Origin of the sequence: Moorena sp. SIO4E2, assembly GCF_010671945.1 — a bacterium.
GTDB lineage: Bacteria > Cyanobacteriota > Cyanobacteriia > Cyanobacteriales > Coleofasciculaceae > Moorena > Moorena producens.
This window is the reverse complement of sequence record NZ_JAAHIE010000101.1, coordinates 1-18501: the sequence shown is the minus strand read 5'-3', so window position 1 is coordinate 18501 and position 18501 is coordinate 1. Positions and strand designations below refer to the sequence as shown.

12 protein-coding genes and 1 pseudogene are annotated in these 18501 nt (G+C 43.5%); 7 read left to right on the top strand and 6 right to left on the bottom strand.

What is annotated here, in order from left to right:
• Together F6K37_RS13560 and F6K37_RS13555 are read right to left on the bottom strand one after the other, a co-directional pair.
• Positions 1–900 (bottom strand): HAMP domain-containing sensor histidine kinase (locus tag F6K37_RS13560; RefSeq protein WP_287250725.1); only part of this gene is annotated, 900 nt, incomplete at its 3' end.
• Positions 901–960: 60 nt separating this feature from the next.
• Positions 961–1938, bottom strand: a complete 978-nt coding sequence (locus F6K37_RS13555) for a PDC sensor domain-containing protein (protein ID WP_287250723.1) — start codon at positions 1936–1938, stop codon at positions 961–963.
• Positions 1939–2372: 434 nt separating this feature from the next.
• Between F6K37_RS13555 and F6K37_RS13550 the strand changes: the two genes are divergently transcribed.
• Positions 2373–3032 (top strand): hypothetical protein, encoded by a 660-nt coding sequence (locus tag F6K37_RS13550; RefSeq protein ID WP_287250722.1) that lies wholly within the window; start codon positions 2373–2375, stop codon positions 3030–3032.
• Positions 3033–3194: 162 nt separating this feature from the next.
• Here F6K37_RS13550 and F6K37_RS13545 read toward each other — a convergent pair whose 3' ends face one another.
• The 4 genes from F6K37_RS13545 to F6K37_RS13530 form a co-directional block, all read right to left on the bottom strand.
• On the bottom strand, positions 3195–4004 hold the full coding sequence (locus F6K37_RS13545) for a peptidoglycan-binding domain-containing protein (RefSeq protein ID WP_287250721.1): 810 nt from the start codon (positions 4002–4004) through the stop codon (positions 3195–3197).
• 133 nt (positions 4005–4137) lie between these two features.
• On the bottom strand, positions 4138–5412 hold the full coding sequence (locus F6K37_RS13540) for a M16 family metallopeptidase (RefSeq protein WP_287250720.1): 1275 nt from the start codon (positions 5410–5412) through the stop codon (positions 4138–4140).
• Between the two features lie 246 nt (positions 5413–5658).
• On the bottom strand, positions 5659–6945 hold the full coding sequence (locus F6K37_RS13535; RefSeq protein WP_008189686.1) for a M16 family metallopeptidase: 1287 nt from the start codon (positions 6943–6945) through the stop codon (positions 5659–5661).
• 88 nt (positions 6946–7033) lie between these two features.
• Positions 7034–8431 (bottom strand): hypothetical protein, encoded by a 1398-nt coding sequence (locus tag F6K37_RS13530; protein ID WP_131827210.1) that lies wholly within the window; start codon positions 8429–8431, stop codon positions 7034–7036.
• Between the two features lie 685 nt (positions 8432–9116).
• Between F6K37_RS13530 and F6K37_RS13525 the strand changes: the two are divergent.
• The 6 genes and pseudogenes from F6K37_RS13525 to F6K37_RS13505 all read left to right on the top strand — a co-directional run.
• Positions 9117–9266: pseudogene (locus F6K37_RS13525) on the top strand (succinate--CoA ligase subunit beta); the annotation flags it as partial.
• A 310-nt stretch (positions 9267–9576) separates the two neighbouring features.
• Positions 9577–9771, top strand: coding sequence for a TLTLP motif-containing protein (locus F6K37_RS45490; RefSeq protein ID WP_071986960.1), 195 nt, complete (start codon positions 9577–9579; stop codon positions 9769–9771).
• 571 nt (positions 9772–10342) lie between these two features.
• Positions 10343–14674, top strand: a complete 4332-nt coding sequence (locus F6K37_RS13520; RefSeq protein WP_008189677.1) for a PAS domain S-box protein — start codon at positions 10343–10345, stop codon at positions 14672–14674.
• A 227-nt stretch (positions 14675–14901) separates the two neighbouring features.
• Positions 14902–16452 (top strand): adenylate/guanylate cyclase domain-containing protein, encoded by a 1551-nt coding sequence (locus tag F6K37_RS13515; protein WP_008189675.1) that lies wholly within the window; start codon positions 14902–14904, stop codon positions 16450–16452.
• A gap of 176 nt (positions 16453–16628) precedes the next feature.
• Positions 16629–17126 carry an HNH endonuclease gene (locus F6K37_RS13510; protein WP_008189673.1) on the top strand — a complete coding sequence of 166 codons (498 nt, stop codon included), beginning with the start codon at positions 16629–16631 and terminating at the stop codon, positions 17124–17126.
• A 97-nt stretch (positions 17127–17223) separates the two neighbouring features.
• Positions 17224–18474 (top strand): DHH family phosphoesterase, encoded by a 1251-nt coding sequence (locus tag F6K37_RS13505; protein ID WP_008189671.1) that lies wholly within the window; start codon positions 17224–17226, stop codon positions 18472–18474.
• Positions 18475–18501 lie beyond the last annotated feature (27 nt).

Genomic DNA, 18501 nt, shown 5'->3' with positions numbered 1-18501 from the left:
TTTAGTCCTGGAGCAATCTACTGATTCAAAGGAGTCAAAAATCCGATTTAATTTATCTGCTGGAATACCAATTCCTGTATCTGAGACAGTAATGACTAACATTGGTAACTCGTCATTGCTAACGGGTAACTGCTCAGCTGATACTTCAACCTTACCAGATTCAGTAAACTTAATAGCATTCTCGATTAAGTTATAAATAATTTGTTGCAGCCGATTTTCGTCAGCATCGACCAAGGGCATATCGGCAGCAATTGAGTTAATTAACTGCAAAGGTTTTTTGCCAATTAGAGACTGGGAATGCCCAAGGATGAGATTGGCTATTTCTCGCAGGCTGACTGGCTTAATTTGAAGTTCAAGATGTTTGTGTTTTAGCTTGGAAAAATCCAGGAGATCGTTGACTAAATTCCCTAGTCTTTTTCCACTAGATGCAATGATGGCAAGATTAGCGTTTGCTTTGGAGGGCAATTGTCCTGCAACACCATCCATCAGGGATTCAGCAATGCTGATCATGCCATTGAGGGGAGTGCGGAGTTCGTGGGAGGTATTGGCTAAAAATTCGTTTTTCAGTTGATCGAGGTGCTGCAATTCAGTATTCTTGGCTTCTAGGGTGGCAAACGACTCTTGCAATTGTCTTGCCATGTTATTAAATGCCTTAACCAAAACCCCAAGTTCATCGGAGCGCTCCTGATTGACAATTTGGTCAAATTGTCCCTTCTCTAGAGCAATGGCTGCATCCTTCAGTTGGAGGATAGGCCGGACAACCCAACGGGATGTAACGATTCCGACTTCTGTTGCCAGTAACAATGCTACTAGGCATAAGGCAATAGTAGTGCGGGTATGGGCGTGGATTTGTTCGATGAAATCCCCTTCTGGCACGACTACCACAATCAACCAATCCAAGTCAAACTGATCTTGAAAAGGCTGTATTTGTACAAATTTTCGTTTACCGTCAACAGCAAATTACCATTGCTGTAAAAGTTGAATTGGTTGTTTTTGATTCAGCTTGGTTGATAAAAATTGAGCAGTAGATTTAGTGAAAGCATTACTACTATCCGTTGCTTTAACTCGTTCGGCTCCGTAGTCTGTGTGAGTAGTGCGAAAAGGCTTTTCACCGGTAGAGGTTGCCACGAGCATTCCCGAACGTTCAATGATAAAAACTTGTCCAGTTTTGCCAACCTTTAGACTGTCTAAAAAATTGCCGATTTGTGATAAATTTATATTAGTTAGAAGTACCCCCTGCAATTGATCCTGTTTGTCGTAAAATGGCATTGATGCACCGAGATAGGCAGTTATGCCAGCAGTATTGGGGTAAATTTCACTCCAAGTTGAGCGACCAGCTTTGACAGCAGTTTTATACCATGGTCGAGTGCGCGGATCAAATTTAATACTGTCTAAGATTTCCTGACGCTTCTTGATGCAGTCACTAATGGGTATTTCCCCCAATACTGCGCTACATCGCTCCCCAGATTCGTTAGTAGAATAGGAGTAAAAAATATGATTGCTAGCCTTGGTAGAAACTCTTAGTATCAGTGTACCATCATCTAATCGTTCTGCTCCTAGGTTGTCTTTATTCTCTAAGCCTAATCCAGTAAATGTCAGGGTATTAAAGATCTGAAGCTGCCGCAAAAAGTAACGCTCTAATTGAGGAATATCTTGCCAATTCAATTGACCTAGATTGATGGCAGTGGCATTAATCTGATTCACTACATGAGGAATGGTTAGGTAAGATTCCAAATTCTGCTCAACCCGAGCATTGACTTCTTCAAGCAGTTGAGTAGCAACATCATTAACCGCTCTCTTGCTGTTTCTATAGGACAGATATCCCACAAGTCCCACAGCTGCGAAGATTTGCAGGACAAATGGTATGACCAAGATCAGGCGAAGGGGAACTTTCCCAGAAACCTTGGAAACCCCTTGGGCTAAAGATTTGAATATCATTTGCTTGTGCCATCCTGCTTGACTGACAAATCCTTAGGAGTTACATTCACAGAATTCCCAGAAATCTAAAAAAAGTAGCGTCAGCACCCTTGACTAAAGTAAAGGGGCTTAAAGTCCTTTATTTACTGATGCCTGAATCCTTAGAAAGGACTTCATAAATCGTAAGCATTCAGCCGTCAGCCGTCAGCCGTCAGCCGTTGGCCTATGGCTGAATGCTGAATGCTGAATGCTGAATGCTGAATGCTGAATGCTGAATGCTGAATGCTGAATGCTGAATGCTGAATGCTGAATGCTGAATGCTTACCATAAATCAAAGGACTTCATAAATCTTTATCTGGAGTATTGCTTTTTTGGTGATCAAATTCTCTCAAGGAAGTATAATAAAGTTATTTTTCCATCAACACTAACGTGATTTTTGGTTTGGGAGCATCAAAATGCTTACTTTAAAAGTGTTCTCAGTGGGTACAGTTGCCGTCCTATTAAGCAGTTGCTTAATACCTGAAAAAGCCTTGGCTAGTCGTCTTGATTTCACAGCTGAAGCGATTGGCAGTTCAAGTCCTTCAACAATACTAAATGCCAGTATTGGTCAAACCCTACAAAACGGTGATTTTACCATAGAAAGGACTGGGGATAGCACTACCCTTGGTAATGGGATTGATGAAGATACGAGTTGGAGCTTTGATTTTTCTGACTTGGCAACATCAATCAATGACTTATCCCAAGCGAAACTAATTTTAGACCTGACACCAAACAACGCCCTGATTACTACCGATTTATTTGGTATCAGAGGATTGGATACTATTACTATTGATCTGATCCGCAATCTCCCAGTAGGAACTAAGCAATCGCTGTCTTTAAATTTACTGGAGTTTTACGAATCAGGAGAAATCGTGAACGTCTTTAATGGCAATAGTGGCAAAATTCCGGTATTTTATGGAGATGATGCCATTGTATCTCGTGCTGAGCTGTCATTGTCTACAGGTGAAAGAATTCCCGAACCTGCTTCTACCCTAGGGATTTTAGCTTTGGGAGCGTTAGGAATTAGTTCCGTATTGAAGCACGAACTCAAGCAACAGAAACAAGCAAAGCAGTAACATCAATCAAGATTGATCATTAGTCAACCGGCAAAAATATAACTAAAAATATAACTAGTATGTTGTTGACGGTTGATGATTGAACAGTTAACAGTGAAAAGTTAACTTTCAATCGTCAACCATGGCCTTTCGGCCACGCGTGCGCGTTCAACAAAAATTTCATCAACGTAGCAAAGCATTCCAAGTAGCAGGACCAACAATGCCATCAGGTTCTAGTTTGAACTTGCGCTGAGCCGCTTGTACTGCAGCTTTCGTAACCTCTCCAAAGACCCCATCCACTGTGGCTTTTAAAAAACCAAGAGATTTCAGTCGCCTCTGCAATTGCTGGACGGCTGGACCACGCATACCTTGTCGGAGAATAGGTAAGGTTATAGCCCTAGGCTTACTTCTCTCGACAGTGACTGAATTGCCTGTTGTGGTAGTGCGATTACCAAAGCCAGTGCTGGTTGCTGGGGAGGAAGGGTTGGGGCGAGTTGTGGTGGTTTGGGTAATAGCTTCTGTGATGGAAGGTCTCGGAAACGATGAAGCTGAGATGCCATCAGAGGTGGTCGGTGGTGTTCTACTTGCTGAGGGTAAGGGATTTGAAGTAGAGGTTGAGGATGTTGGATTGGGTGGGATGCTTGGAAACAGAAGATTCCATTCAGCAGCTCCCATGATGCCATGGGGAGTTAAACCCGCTTGTTGCTGGAGCTTGGAGACAGCGATCGCAGTATTATCTCCATAAAACCCATTTACCTCTCCTGTGTAATACCCTAATAATTTAAGAACTGCTTGTAATTCAGATACTCTTTCCCCCTCACTACCAATGTCGAGAGTTGGTCGGTTGATTTTGACTGAGGTAATTGCTTGAGCCAGTTTTGGGACAACGCCATTGGCTTCAAGGGCAACTGCTGGCAAATTCCCTAAGCTAAGGGCTACTGATCCAAAGATAGTTATACCGATAATGCTGTTAGTGGTGTCTATAGAATCCATATTTTTAAAGCAAATTCAATCTTATCACGACTTAATTTAACTTTATCGATTAAAGGGGATTTATTGACAACAATACATTGAGGTCTCCCCAGTTTTTTAACCAGAGAAGACCTCAAGTTTTTGCTTTGCTCAGTTAACCCAGAAAGTTGATTGCAACAGCCGGTCCGACTAGAGAAATATAAGGTTCAATGAAATAGCGATTAGCTGCTGCTTGGGCCATCTCTGGAGTAACCCTTGTCACATCCTGTTGAAATAGGGTATCAAACCCAACTCCTAGCCCGATCGTCTCATACCAGCCATAGACTTGAGCTAGCTGACCATTGGTTTGTTTACCTAGTGCATACTGACCAAGAAGCTTATTTTTGGCAACTTGCAATTCATCCTGACTCAGTTGTTGAGAACAAAGACGTTCCACTTCGGTAACCAGACCAACCAAGGCAGTTTCTGTATTTTCCGGTGCTGTCCCCATGTAGGCTATAAACGTAGAAGCCGACTGGCGTGTCGGAAACAATGCTGAGACATCATAGGCTAAACCCCGCTTTTCTCTGAGTTCTACAAACAAGCGGCTAGAAAGACCATTTCCCAGGTAGGTATTCAAGAGTTTGAGGGTAGCAAAGTCAGCCTCTTGTACGGCTGAGGTAAGATAACCCAGCATCACAATCGACTGCTGCGTGTCTTGGGCAGTAGTCACTTGGCAGGGTTGGGCAATGGGGGACGGTAAGGAGGGTTTGCTCAGGGGTGTATCGGGAACTTGCCAATCCCCAAACACTTGCTTTACCTGCTCAATCGCATCTTCTGAGTTAATACGACCTGCAATACTAATTATTAGGTTATCGGGGCGGAAATAAGTCTGATGATAGTGTTCTAAGTCAGCTCGACCGAGTGTAGATACGGTCGCTTCTTCTCCCAACACTGAAAAGCCGTAGGGATGGTCTTGATACATTGCCTGTCGCAATTGCTTATAGGCAATGTTAAAGGGTTGCTCCTGTTGCGCACGAATAGTTTGAATGGTTAGGTACTGCTCTAGGTCTACCTCAGCATCTGGGAAACTAGGCGATCGCAAAATCTGCCCTGCTAGCTGTAACATTTCAAACCAGTCAGCTGCAATGGTTTTCAGGGAGAGTAGAAAATAATCGTTAGCTGCATCAGCACCAAGTTGAGCGCCCATAGACTCCACCCGTTCGGCAATGTCTATGGAGGATAATTCTTGGGTTCCCTTGGTGATAACTGCTGAGACGAGGTGAGATAGCCCAGCTTGGTTTGGTGGATCGAACTGACTACCTGCCCGAATAAATAGACGGCTGGCAATGATATCAGCAGCAGCATTTTCAACTACTATCACCACGATGCCATTATCTAGCACTGTGCGATGGATATTCTGTTGTTGCTTTAGTGTGATATTAGGCATGATGGTCTTAGGTCTTAGGCTTGATAGTCTTAGGTCTTAGGAAAATTGTAAATTCCAAATTTTAAATGCACGAATTCCCACTTTTACTACATGCCTTTGTGAGGAGTTACTACCTTTAATGAGTTACGATCTAAGCTATCCTTTTGAGGATTGTGATAGCTTAGGTAATAGGTATAAATATACCGAATCCCCTAAGTTAATTACATCTAAATATCTCAGCTTTTGAATCTAAAAATGAGTTACGATCTAAGCTATACTGTTGAGGATTGTGATAGCATAGCGATGGGGATAAAGATACCGCTGGGCTAATTGCATTACGTCATTAGCTGTTAGCTTTTGAATCTCAAGCGGATAACTATAGGCTGCTTCTGCTGTAGCAATAGTGCTGTAGTAACCATACAAACCAGCAAGTTGACCAGCAGATTCTGTGGAAAAAATATAGTCGTTATAGAGCTGACGTTGACAGCGTTTGATTTCTGTGCTTGACACTGGTGTCTGTTGCAATTGCCACAGGTGTTCCCTAATTATTGCTTCTACCTGTTCCAGGTATTCGGGTTCTAGGTAGGCGGTAATAGTAAACAAACTCGAATCACGCTGTAGAGAGAAACTACTACCAATGTCTTGCACTAATTGTTTCTCTTCCCTTAATTCTCTTACCAAGCGAGAAGAGCGTCCATCAGCCAGGAGCACAGACAGTAAATCCAAACCACAGGCATCCCCAAGCTGATCTATCCCTGGTCCGTGCCAAGCCATCAATAGACGTGCGTGTTCCAGGCGAGGCAAATTTAGTTCCTGACGTCTAATTCCGATAAATGGTGGTTCAGCTATCACCTCTGGTTTAGGACAATCAGTGGGGGAAGCAAAATCTTGAAATGACTGGTCAACTATAGTTAATGCTGATTCTTGGTCAATATCACCTACAATCACCACAGTCATATTTTCCGGCTGGTAATGGCATTGGTGGAAACAGCGCATTTGTTGGGGAGAGTGAGCCATCAAATCCGCTTCCGTACCCAGAATCGGTCTGCCATAGGGGTGACGTTGGTAAACGCTCTCAGAAAGAGCCTGAAATCCCACCCAATCAGGATTATCGTAGCTGCCACGAATTTCTTCTAACACCACACACCGTTCCCGGACAAATTCTTCTTCAGGAATAGCAGGATGCAAGAGTAATTCTGCCAAGGGAGGCAGGGTCTGTTTTAAGTACTCAGAAGCACTGGTTACGAAAAAATGAGCAAAGTCATGGCTAGTAGCGGCATTCGTTACACCACCGTGGCTTTCAATCACATAGTCAAACACACCAGGAGCAATGGTCTCGGTGCCCTTAAAAATCATGTGTTCCAAGAAGTGAGCCATGCCAGACCATTCTTGTGGTTCTGCGATCGCACCAGCACCAACCCACACATCGGCCACTACTACTGGTGTAGCGCTTAGGTATTGATGAATGACATTCAAGCCATTGGTCAGTTTGAAAACACTAGCAGGAAACTTTATTTGAGGCAGGGGCTCAGATAACAATGCTTCTAATCTCAATGTGTAACTTCTTACATGATATTACTTAAGGTTAATTTAGGTTAACCCAGTGTTAAAGATCATGTTTGCTACTTCACAGTTCTCCTAACTAAGTGCCAGGACTGTGTACCTGAATCAGAGCCCCATCAGCAGTATAGATTTCCATACGGATTTCAGAATTATAGCTAATCCCTTTGAGGGCATCTTCTAACGTCAATACGTGATTCACGATGCCAGCTTGAGCCTCTACATCACCTCTGACTTGAGCCGTAATCGCTGTTTGTCTGACCTGATACATATAAGTCGGTGTTAATTCTACTTTAATCAGACTTTCATCAATGGTGTAATTACAAACTCGAGTTTCCCCAGTACAGATTTGTTCAAGATCACCACCAATTTGTTTTAACTTTACCTGCAACTGCAACTTGCTTTGAACTGCCTTAAGGGCGTTTTGATAAGGCTCAATTAAAGACTGTGCATTTTTGTGGTAGTATGTGGAGTTTGGAACTTGCTTCACGTAAGTTAAAGCGTTGCGCCAATGAATCGCAGCCACCGACCATTGTTGCTTTCCCTGAGCCTTTTGAGCTAACTGAGCCAGACGTAGTCCCTGATTGTAGGCGTTGGTAGCAATTTTTTCCTGGGTTTTGCGATCGCGCGCCCTGGCCAGATTAGTTTTATAGAATTCCTCCAGTCGTTGCTTGTCCTCTTCAACGGTTGTTCCTTGAGGAATTTTGTTCAGACGGTCTAATGCGGTTTTCCAAGTACTATAGACTAGTTGCCATTCCTCTAAAGTCTGGGCTACACCCTGACGAGCTTGGGCAATCTGAGCCGCTTTCTTAGCTGCTTTCATAATCTGACTCGCCTGTCTTTCTTTGACTAATCGCCGATTAACTTCGTCTAAATTGACCTTATATAGCTTAATTTTCTGTTGCGCTATAGCATTAAGGCTACTCTCCTTAGGCATTTGTTCAAGGCGGGCAATTGCCTCTCGCCACAGTTTTTGAATTGCAATCCACTTTGATGCCTTATGGGGAGGATTTTTCCCTTTATGACCTGCCCTAGCCGCCATTTGCATGGCTGTCACTAACTGATCTAGGTCTTTACCTCTGATTTGATAGGCTTGGAGCAATCCTTGTGCTGTGTCATGCTTCATTGACCAAAACGGAATTGCTTTGAGTCCTTCAATCGCTGTCTTTAATTGCTTCTGAGCTTCGAGAATGTCCTTTCCCGATTTAGGTTTTTTGAGGGTGTCTGCTGACTTTTTACTCAATAGCTGAGCTTCATTGAGTACAGTACAAGACCCAAATACGCAGGGACGGGTAAAAACATAAAAGCCGCCGGTTAAAAATACTAGACCCAATCCCATGCCCACCACCACCAACAAAAGAAACGTACTTTTAGAATTTCCTTCATCGGGTTGTAGTGTTTCAGGGAATGGCTCATCGGTTTGAGCCTCGGGATCAGAAAGTGGTTCGTCCCAAGGGTGGGCTGCAACGTCAGAATCCATTGATTGATCGTTGCTGTGGTTAGACTCAGGGGTGAACTGGTTAGAATCCATTGCCTGTAGCAGGAGGAAAGCCAGGGATACCAAAAAAGGTACTTAATCTTAACCCAAAATATACTCCTATGCTTCCAGTGGTTAGGCAGGAATTGGTGAGATATTAAGGCAACAGTGAGGAATTATAGGGGTTAGGGGGGAATTTTGAAGAATCAAAGAAGCAAGGAGTGACATCCTCGACCACCATAATCTTTGATTCGGTCTAGACTTCCCACCTTACGATTAGACATTCCTAGATCGGGACTTATCTAGAACGATGAACAAACACCTGCCCTAATCTGGAGTTATGAACTAGTAACTTCTATAATAGACATCTCCAGAAACTCGGTTTTGACCCAGGCAGTGCAAGGGTTTGAGGTTAATTTTTGGAGATGTCTAATAGATGAATAACTAAGTGATGGCGTTTAAAGCGATCGACACCTGCTTCCCTTCTACCTATCCTACCTAGGGGCTACTGGGGGAATAATTTTGCTGTTTTTAATGACCAATTTAAGGATCCGTCAGCTGGTAGACGCTTTCACCGAAGTGTTTCTACAGCATTGACCAAGTGGCAAAAGATTTGAAACGTCGTGGTTAGGATTGTTCGCGAATCATGCATCTGTTATAATACCAGGCTAAAGAATTATTCCGTGAGATTGGCATTCCGGTTTTGCCTGCTCAACGCATTGACCATCCTACCGACATCAAGGGATTAGAGATTCCCTATCCGGTGGTGCTCAAATCTCAAGTCTCTACTTATGGAGACAACCCAGCTCGTCGGATCCGGTGTGTAGAGCAATTGATTCGTCACCCCATCACCCGTTGGTCGGATTTACATCATACTTTGCATACTACAAACTGACATGGGGAATGTGGGTTATAACCTGTAACCTACAACCTGTAACTAACAACCTACAACCTGTAACCTACAACCTGTAACCTTGTTGAGCCTAGTTTTTTGCAAAGTATCGTTAAGCGGGCTGGAATTTGGTTGAGATTGTTTACTAGAAAACAATCCTTTGGGAATAAATCGATAAAATAGAGGATGTAGGGTTTATGATAAGACCCAACTAATCGTCGTTTTCAACTGACCTAGTTTAAATTTCAATTAATTTATGGAAATTAGTGGCTCATCTGCCAACTCTTCTGACCCTCACCCATATAGATGGGCAGAAGTCTTGGGTACGGTAATTGCGCTGTTGACCTTAACATTACCTTTGTTGATCATCGCTTACTACTCTTCTTCAAATAACTACGTTAATGTTTTGCCACAAACCCCCTACTCGCCTACGACGAGAATAGAAAATTGACATACAAGTTTTTTAGATAACCAAAGCACAATATGTGGGTGCGCTGATTTAAAAACCTTCAATAGCTGAGGTGTAATATAAAATGCCAGCGTCATGTCTCCTAGGCAATGGCGTAAGGGGGATTCTGTGAAATCTCAGCTTTATAGAAAGTTTAAGTTGAATGGTATATCACTTGCCTTGGCTCCTTGATGATAGTTAAAAGGAACAAGGAAAAGGAGAAAGGGGAAAGAGAGGAGATTGGTGTCGTCTCTTTCACCGAGGCTACCTCTTATCAAGCAAAGGGAAGGGAGACAAGGGAAAACCATCAACAATGAACAACAATGAACAATTACCAGTCTCCTTCGCTATATGCCAGCTTAAGTCGGTAGCCTTCACCCATAACCTTTCACTTTTCACTTTAACTAAATCTCTAGGTCAAAAAAACCTTTAATTTAAAGAGACTGAAAAAAATCTAACTAGAAAATAAAAGAGTTTGTAAAGTTGCGGAATTTACCGGTTTAGGGATTGAAAATTATGTCAATGTGCGTAAAGATTAGTTTCGCCTAACTCCATCTTTGGGCGTATTCCCAAAATGATTTTCATCCCAAAAGGATTCTGGCAACACTTAACCAATTTAGGTTTACTGACTTTGGTTTACCTTGGGCTGGCAAACTTAGTCCATGGATTGATTGGAGGAAATACATTAGTACCACCAGTTTGGTCTCCCGCAGGAGTTACCCAAGCAACCGTATTACTACTAAGGGAGCATCTTTGGTGGTTAACCGAACAACAAGGAGTTTTGCCATCGGTTTCTTGGGGACAATTTTTCTGGACTGTGTCGGCTCAGAGGTTCTGGCCAGTTTCTGTAATCACTGCTCTCGGCTATATCTTGTCAGTATTGCTCTCGATCGGATTGGCACTGTTGTGGCAGCTTCGTCCTTCCCTAGAACGGCGACGAGATGTATTGGGTTTCCTAGGGGTGTCGATGGTTGCCACACTCATCGCTCCGACTGTCAGTCTAACTCACTTACACCTGAGTGGTGAATTTGATGGTAGGAATTTCGGGGGGATGTGGTGGAAATGGTGGTTAGGGGACTTAATGGTGGTTTTAGTCGTAGTACCAGTGTTTTTAGTTTGGTGCTACCTAGTGAAGGAGTTGAAGGTTGGCAGGTTGTTCGCGTTCGCGCAGCGTCGGCTTTGCCGAAAGCGTGGCCAATTGGCCAAGGTTGAGAAGGTTGAACAGTCAACCCAAACTAACCTCCAACTGTCTAACCAACAACCGTTAACCCCTCAAGCAAGCATAAAGATCAAGCAAATTATTTTGGCAGCTATCTGGCTGATTTCACTGTTGACAGTGAGTTGGGCAGTGTTTGGGTCGGACATTGCGCCAGAAATGGCAACCTATCCCCTCGCCTGCTTGACATTTCCCTGGCTGATTTGGGCTACCCTCCAATTTGGTCAACGCCTCACCACCCTAGGCTGCTTGATGGTATCGAGTATTGCCATTGTAGGAACCAGTCTGGGTACCGGACCGTTTCTTGCCAGCACCGGGGACTTGAGTGAAGCAGTTCCCCTGCTACAGGTTTTCATGATACTGATGGCGACAATCGCTTTATTCTTGGCAGCGATTACATCAGAACGAAACTCGGCGGCAGAGTTGTTACTCTTAAGCGTTGCCAAATACCGCAGCATATTCGAGAATGCTGTCGAGGGCATTTGTCAGACCACACCTGACGGAAGCTATATCAGTGCTAACCCGGCACTAGCGAGAATATATGGCTATCAATCACCGGAAGAACTAGTAGCAAGTGTCACCGATATTGCCCACCAACTTTACGTTGACCCTCAACGCCGGGCAGATTTGCTTCTACAGCTACAGGAAGATGGTGTTGTTTCAGGGTTTGAAGCACAGATTTATCAAAAAGATGGTAGTATAATCTGGATTTCCAAAAACGTGCGGGCTATCCGCGATAGTAGTAACTTTCTACTCTACTACGAAGCTACAGTTGAGGAGATCACAGAGCGCAAGCACGCTCAAGACGCACTCCTTTACCAAAATGAACGGCTGGAATATCAATTTCAAGAGCGAACAGCTACCCTGAGGCAGCTCAATCGACAATTAATCGCGGAGGTTCTTGAACACAAGCGCATTGAGGATGCGCTTAGGGAGAGTGAGGAACGGTTTGCTCTGGCTATTCAAGCCAACACCAACGGACTCTTTGAAATCAACCTGAAGACCTATGATCATTACTACTCACCCCAATTTCTCAGCCTGATTGGCTACCCATTGGATCAAGATGGACCGACCATTAATGAATTACTGGCACTGATTCATCTTGAGGATCAAGATCAGGTGAAAGCCATCCTAGATAACCTATGTACTGGACGAAGTTCTCAGCGATGCAGCGCGGTCTTGGGGGTTTCCCCCATGAGCGACTGCATCAAGAAGTGGAAACAAAAGTTTCGTCTGCTGCGCACAGATGGCTCAATTTCCTGGATTCTCTCCACTGGTCTGGTGATCACAGATGATAACGGTGAAGTGGTTCGTCTAGTTGGCACCTTTACTGACATTACTGATAGCCAGAGAGTTAAAGCCTTGTTAGCTGGACAAAATCGTATCCTGGAAATGATTACCCAGTGGGAGAAGCTGCCAGATGTACTAGACCGACTAGCTCGGTTGATTGAGGAGCAATTGCCCAAGATTAGGTGTGCTTTCTTGCTGGTGGACAAAAATGGGGTTAATCTGCGTCATACTGCCGCTCCCAGCCTTCCAGAATCCTACATTCAGGCGATTGATGGTATGGTTATTGCTCCATATATGGGTTGCTGTGGCACTGCCGCCTATTGGCGAGAATCGGTCATGGTTAAGGATATTGCCACTCATCCCCTGTGTGGAAGTATCAGGGATTTGGCACTCTCCCACAATCTCAGAGCGTGTTGGTCTATCCCCATTTTGTCCACTCAAGGGACGGTGCTAGGCACCTTCTCAACCTATTACACTGAACCTCATACCCCAAACCCCGAAGAGCAAGAACTGGCGGATAAAGCCACCCAACTAGCTAGAATTGCCATTGAGCGCTCTGTGGCACAGGAGGATGTGCTCCGTACAAATGCCATGCTCAAAGCGCAACAAGAAGCTGCCATTGATGGAATTTTAGTGGTTGATGAAAATTTTCGGGTGGTTTCCTACAACCACCGTTTCTCTGACTTGTGGCAGACTCCAGAACAATTGTTTGAAACCAATGATATTCAAGAATTGCTCAAGCAGGTGAGTTCTCAACTGAAGCATCCCGAAGAATTTCTAGCTCAGGTGGACTATCTCCAAGCTCATCCCAAAACAACGAACTACGATGAACTTTTAATCAAGGATGGGCGTATTTTTGACTTTTATTCAGCACCAGTGCTCACGAGTGGTGGGGATTACTATGGTAGAATATTCTGCAACCGAGATATCACTGAACGCAAGCTATCAGAGGCAAAACTACGGCAGGCGGAACAGAAGTATCGCAAGTTAGTTGAGTCAGCTGGTGATGCCATTCTGATGGCAGATGCGGAAACCGGAATCATCCTGGAAGCCAATCAGATGGCGGAACAGATGCTGGGCCGTCGGAGAGCTGAAATTATTGGCTTGCATCAGAGTCAGATTATTCCACGAGAACGATTCAAAGCCTACTCCCAAAGTTTCCAGCAACATGTGGAGGCAGGGGGTGTATTTCAAGAAGAACTGGAATTACTGCATCAAGTTGGTACAACGGTGCCTGTAGAAGTTAGTGCCACTACTTTAGAGCTGCAAGGCAAGACAGTTGTGCAGGGAATTTTTCGAGACATTAGCGATCGCAAACAGGCAGAACAGGCGTTGAAGCAGGCTAAAGTTGACGCGGAAGTAGCCAATCGGGCTAAGAGTGAATTTGTAGCCAACATGAGCCATGAATTACGTACCCCCCTTAACGGCATTTTAGGTTATGCCCAAATCCTCCAAGAGGAACCTAATCTGAGCGCTACGCAAAAAGAGCAGCTCAGTATTATTCAGCAAAGTGGTCAGCATCTGTTAACCCTACTCAATGACATCCTGGATCTATCAAAAATCGAAGCCATAAAAATGGAACTGGATGTCAGAGATTTTCAGTTTCCCAAGTTTCTGGAAGGTATTGTGGAAATTGTGGTGATCAGTGCTAAACAAAAAAACCTTTCATTCCGTTACGAATTCCTTTCGCCCCTGCCTGAATTTGTCAAGGGTGATGAAATAAGACTGCGACAAGTTCTGATGAACCTTTTGGGAAATGCTGTCAAATTTACAGATACTGGCGGGGTAACCTTTAAAGTTGGTTATTTGGGGTGTTCAGAGTTGAACGTTGATCGGTCTTTAACCGAAAAGCAAGGTACTCAAAAAATGCGCTTTGTCATAGCAGACACTGGCATTGGTATCCCACCAAAACAACTAGCAGAAATATTTTTGCCATTCCATCAAGTGGGTAACACTGACCGTCAGGTTAATGGTACAGGCTTAGGACTATCGATTAGTAAACGTTTAGCGGAATTAATGGGTAGTGAATTAAAGGTGAAAAGCACTGTCGGTCAAGGTAGTATTTTTTGGCTAGATTTAGATTTACCAGACGTTTCCCAGGAACAACAAGGAGGACAAGGAATTGTAGAATCCACTAAGGAAGAGAAAGCTGAAGACGTTATGCCTGTAGCTCCATCGCCAGAGAAAATCTCCGTTCTGTATGAACTCGCCATCATCGGTGATATTAGAGGGATCCAAGAGGAAGCTAATTTGATTGAACAGTTGGATGATAAATTCATCCCCTTTGCTCAAAACTTGCGTCAATTATCAAAAGGCTTTCAAGAAAGACAAATACTGGAATTTGTTAGGAATTACATGGATAAAAAAGACCGCGAAGCTCATGGTCAATCAAAGGATTAAAAAAAATATAAAGTTATTAAAAAATAAATTATATATCTTTAAAATAACTAGCCATTTAAATGATGATTTAAGCCATGAATAAGTTATTATAGTTTTAAAGGTTATAGTTTTAAGGTTTATAGTTTTAAGGGCTTATTTATTTTTTGTGAGATGATATCAGATTATTTGGGCTCTTATTAATTAGCCATTGCTTAGCGAAAAAAAACCAATAATAAGTTCATGTAATTATGAATATTTACTCAGTAACTCAAGCTAATAATCATTCCTATTCCAGCCAAATAACCCTAACCGAGAGCTATAATAAAATTGGCTATAAAGGTGTAATTGTGATTGTTGATGATAGTCCGACTAATTTAGGGGTGATGTTTGAGTTGTTGAGCAATTCTGGCTTCAAAGTCTTAGTCGCTCAAGATGGCTATAGTGCCCTCCAGAAAGTCAACTATACTCAACCGGATCTAATCTTACTGGATATTATGATGCCCGGAATTGATGGGTTTGAAACTTGCCGTCGCTTGAAAGCTCAAGAGTCAACTAGAGACATCCCAGTTATTTTTCTGACGGCTCGTACTGATACTCTCGACAAAGTTAAAGGTTTCAAACTCGGTGCAGTAGATTATCTCACCAAACCAGTGCAGCAGGAAGAAGTAAGAGCGAGAGTCAACACTCACTTGAAACTCGGGCGTTTACAAAAGCAACTACAAGAACAAAATTTTCAGCTGCAACAGGAAATCAAGCAGAAACAAGAAGCTGAGCATAAATATCGCAGTATCTTTGAAAATGCCAATGAAGGCATTTGTCAAGTTACACCAGAAGGACAATTTATCACCGCTAATCCAGCACTCGCAAGTATTTTGGGCTATCAGTCGCCAGAACAACTGATTAATCAAGTCACGGATATTGGGAAACAACTCTACCTCGCACCGATGCGTCGTGACGATATATTAGCCCTAATCCACAAAGAAGAAACGTTATCAGACGTTGAGTCCGAAGTCTATCGGAAAGATGGTATGGTAATTTGGATTTCGGAAAATATACGAGCAGTCAGAGACAATTTTGGTGATTTACTCTACTACGAAGGCACAGTTAGCGACATTACAGAGCGTAAAAAAGCTGAAGATGAACTTCGTCGTGCCCGAACCCAAGCTGAGCTTTTGCTGCTTAATATCTTGCCCCAACCGGTCGCAGAACAGTTAAAAAAAGGAGAACGTACCCTGGCAGAAAGTTTTGAAGATGTCACCGTTTTGTTTGCTGATTTAGTTGACTTTACCAAACTCTCAACCCAAACCTCTCCCACCGAACTGGTCGAAATTCTCAATGTAATTTTCTCAGAGTTTGACCAACTAGCTGAGGAGCATGGTGTCGAAAAAATCAAGACGATTGGTGATGCTTATATGGCTGTTGCCGGTCTGCCAAAACCCTGCAATTATCATGCGGACGCGATCGCTAAAATGGCATTGGATATGCAAAAATTAATTGCGCAGTACAATGCTCAAACGAATCAAAATTTCCGTCTCAGGATTGGCATCAACAGTGGACCAGTGGTGGCTGGGGTAATTGGAATCAAAAAATTTAGCTATGATTTGTGGGGTGATACCGTAAATATGGCTAGCCGTATGGAATCTCAGGGTATACCAGGTAGCATTCAGGTTACAGTTAGGACCTATGAGAAATTAAAAGATAAGTACCGGTTTGATAAACGGGAACCGTTTGAAGTCAAAGGAAAAGGGAAAATGACTACTTATCTGCTCACAGGTCCTAAAGCAATGGGTAATGGGTAATGGGTAATGGGTAACTGACCTAACTATATTTGACTGAACCCTTGACGGATTTCTTTAGTTCAGCCTTTAGTTCAGCAGTTCAGCAACAAGGTAAATTAAACTAACCCATGGAAAAACGACCCAGATTGAGCAACCTGTGCTACTATCTGGGAAAATCCTCCTAGCTGAGATCACCAATGGGTAAGGTTCTGGTGTTAAACGCCTCCTATGAGCCGCTCAACATCACCAACTGGCGACGGGCAGTTGTCTTGTTGATCAAGGGTAAGGCAGAGCGTATCGAACATAACGGCAAATACGTTTACGCAGATTTTCCACTGCCTACAGTGATTAGACTGCGCCATTACGTACGGGTACCCTACAAAGAGATTCCCCTTACCCGTCGTAACATCCTGCACCGTGATGGTCACTCTTGTCAATACTGCGGCTACAGTGGTGATGACTTAACCTTAGATCATGTGATTCCTCGTTCTCGCCATGGAGGTGAGTCCTGGGAAAATATTGTTACAGCTTGCGTGCGCTGCAACGTCAAAAAAGGGAATCGCACCCCCAAAGAAGCCAACATGATGTTGCAAACCCAACCCCGGAGACCTTATAGTAGTCTCCACTTTGAAATTGCTAAACACTTAAAAACTGGACGGCATCAGGAATGGCGGAAGTATGTGATTGGTGCCTAGTCTGCTAACTCATGCCACGACTAATCAAGCCAAAAGGGGGTTGACCAATGGCTAATGACTAATGACTAATGGCTAATGACTGATGACTAAATAACTAATGACTAACAATTTACTTAACAGTGGTGCATCTAGCTTAGATTCAGAACAGGTTGATGCTAAAGCGCAACCGTCATCTACTCAAGATCTAAATCCCTTCGTGGGAAATTCCCAAACAAAAAGGCGGCAGTCGGCTACATCAGGTTCAAAAGTACATTCAAAAGTACAACAGTTGCAGGAGACTCTAGAGCGTCACCAACATGAGCGGCAACTGATCATCCTACAAGATTTCCCTGACCCAGATGCTCTCTCTAGCGCTTGGGCTTACCAGCTGATTGCCCAGCAGTATAATATCCAATGCGATATTGTCTATGCTGGTACCCTCTCTCACCAGGAAAACATTGCCCTGGTTAAGCTGACTGGTTTACCAGCCAAACGCTGGAGTGTCGAGACCACAAAAAATCAAGATTTATCGGTGTATCAGGGCTATGTGCTGATTGATAACCAGGGTACAACCACCCAGCTATTACCGATTGTTACCGAGGCCAATATTCCTCTAATTGCAATCTTTGATCATCACACTAGTCAAGGGGAGTTGAAAGCAGAATTTATTGACCTTCGTCCTCAAGCAAGAGCAACCGCGACGCTATTAACCCATTACCTTCAGGCTGGGTTACTACAGCTTGATAGTAGCATTAGTGAACACATCAAATGTGCTACAGCCTTGATGCATGGTGTGCGCTCTGATACTAATATGCTGATGCAGGCTCAGGAAGAGGATTTCTTGGCAGCTGGATATCTCAGTCGCTTCTACGACAGTCAACTGCTTAACGCTATACTCAAAACATCCCGATCTCGCCGAGTCATGGATGTGATTGAGCGATCGCTTAAATATCGCATTCTCCAAGATAACTTCTCTATGGCTGGTGTGGGCTATCTTCGCTATGAAGACCGGGATGCTATTCCCCAAGCTGCTGACTTTTTAGTTACTGAAGAAAATGTTCACACTGCTGTGGTTTACGGGATTGTTTACGATGAAGACCAAGAATTAGAAGTGGTGATTGGTTCCTTGAGAACCAATAAGTTAACCCTCGACCCTGATGAATTTATCAAAGAAGCTTTCGGTCAAGACAGTCATGGGCGTTTCTTTGGTGGTGGACGCATGATGGCTGGTGGCTTTGAAATTCCGACGGGATTCTTGAGTAGTTTTAATGACAAATCGGAGTATGCCAAGCTCAAGTGGGAGGTGTTTGATACCCAAGTCAAGCAAAAACTACTGCGGTTAGTTAATCCCGAGGATACGGTTATCTAGACTAACTAATACCAACTGATGAACTCA

What these genes read in the sequence shown, in the direction of transcription:
- F6K37_RS13555 (WP_287250723.1), bottom strand. Translation starts at nt 1,938, where the DNA reads ATGATATTCAAATCTTTAGCCCAAGGGGTTTCCAAGGTTTCTGGGAAA.
- F6K37_RS13550 (WP_287250722.1), top strand. Translation starts at nt 2,373, where the DNA reads ATGCTTACTTTAAAAGTGTTCTCAGTGGGTACAGTTGCCGTCCTATTA.
- F6K37_RS13545 (WP_287250721.1), bottom strand. Translation starts at nt 4,004, where the DNA reads ATGGATTCTATAGACACCACTAACAGCATTATCGGTATAACTATCTTT.
- F6K37_RS13540 (WP_287250720.1), bottom strand. Translation starts at nt 5,412, where the DNA reads ATGCCTAATATCACACTAAAGCAACAACAGAATATCCATCGCACAGTG.
- F6K37_RS13530 (WP_131827210.1), bottom strand. Translation starts at nt 8,431, where the DNA reads ATGGATTCTGACGTTGCAGCCCACCCTTGGGACGAACCACTTTCTGAT.
- F6K37_RS45490 (WP_071986960.1), top strand. Translation starts at nt 9,577, where the DNA reads ATGGAAATTAGTGGCTCATCTGCCAACTCTTCTGACCCTCACCCATAT.
- F6K37_RS13520 (WP_008189677.1), top strand. Translation starts at nt 10,343, where the DNA reads ATGATTTTCATCCCAAAAGGATTCTGGCAACACTTAACCAATTTAGGT.
- F6K37_RS13515 (WP_008189675.1), top strand. Translation starts at nt 14,902, where the DNA reads ATGAATATTTACTCAGTAACTCAAGCTAATAATCATTCCTATTCCAGC.
- F6K37_RS13510 (WP_008189673.1), top strand. Translation starts at nt 16,629, where the DNA reads ATGGGTAAGGTTCTGGTGTTAAACGCCTCCTATGAGCCGCTCAACATC.
- F6K37_RS13505 (WP_008189671.1), top strand. Translation starts at nt 17,224, where the DNA reads ATGACTAACAATTTACTTAACAGTGGTGCATCTAGCTTAGATTCAGAA.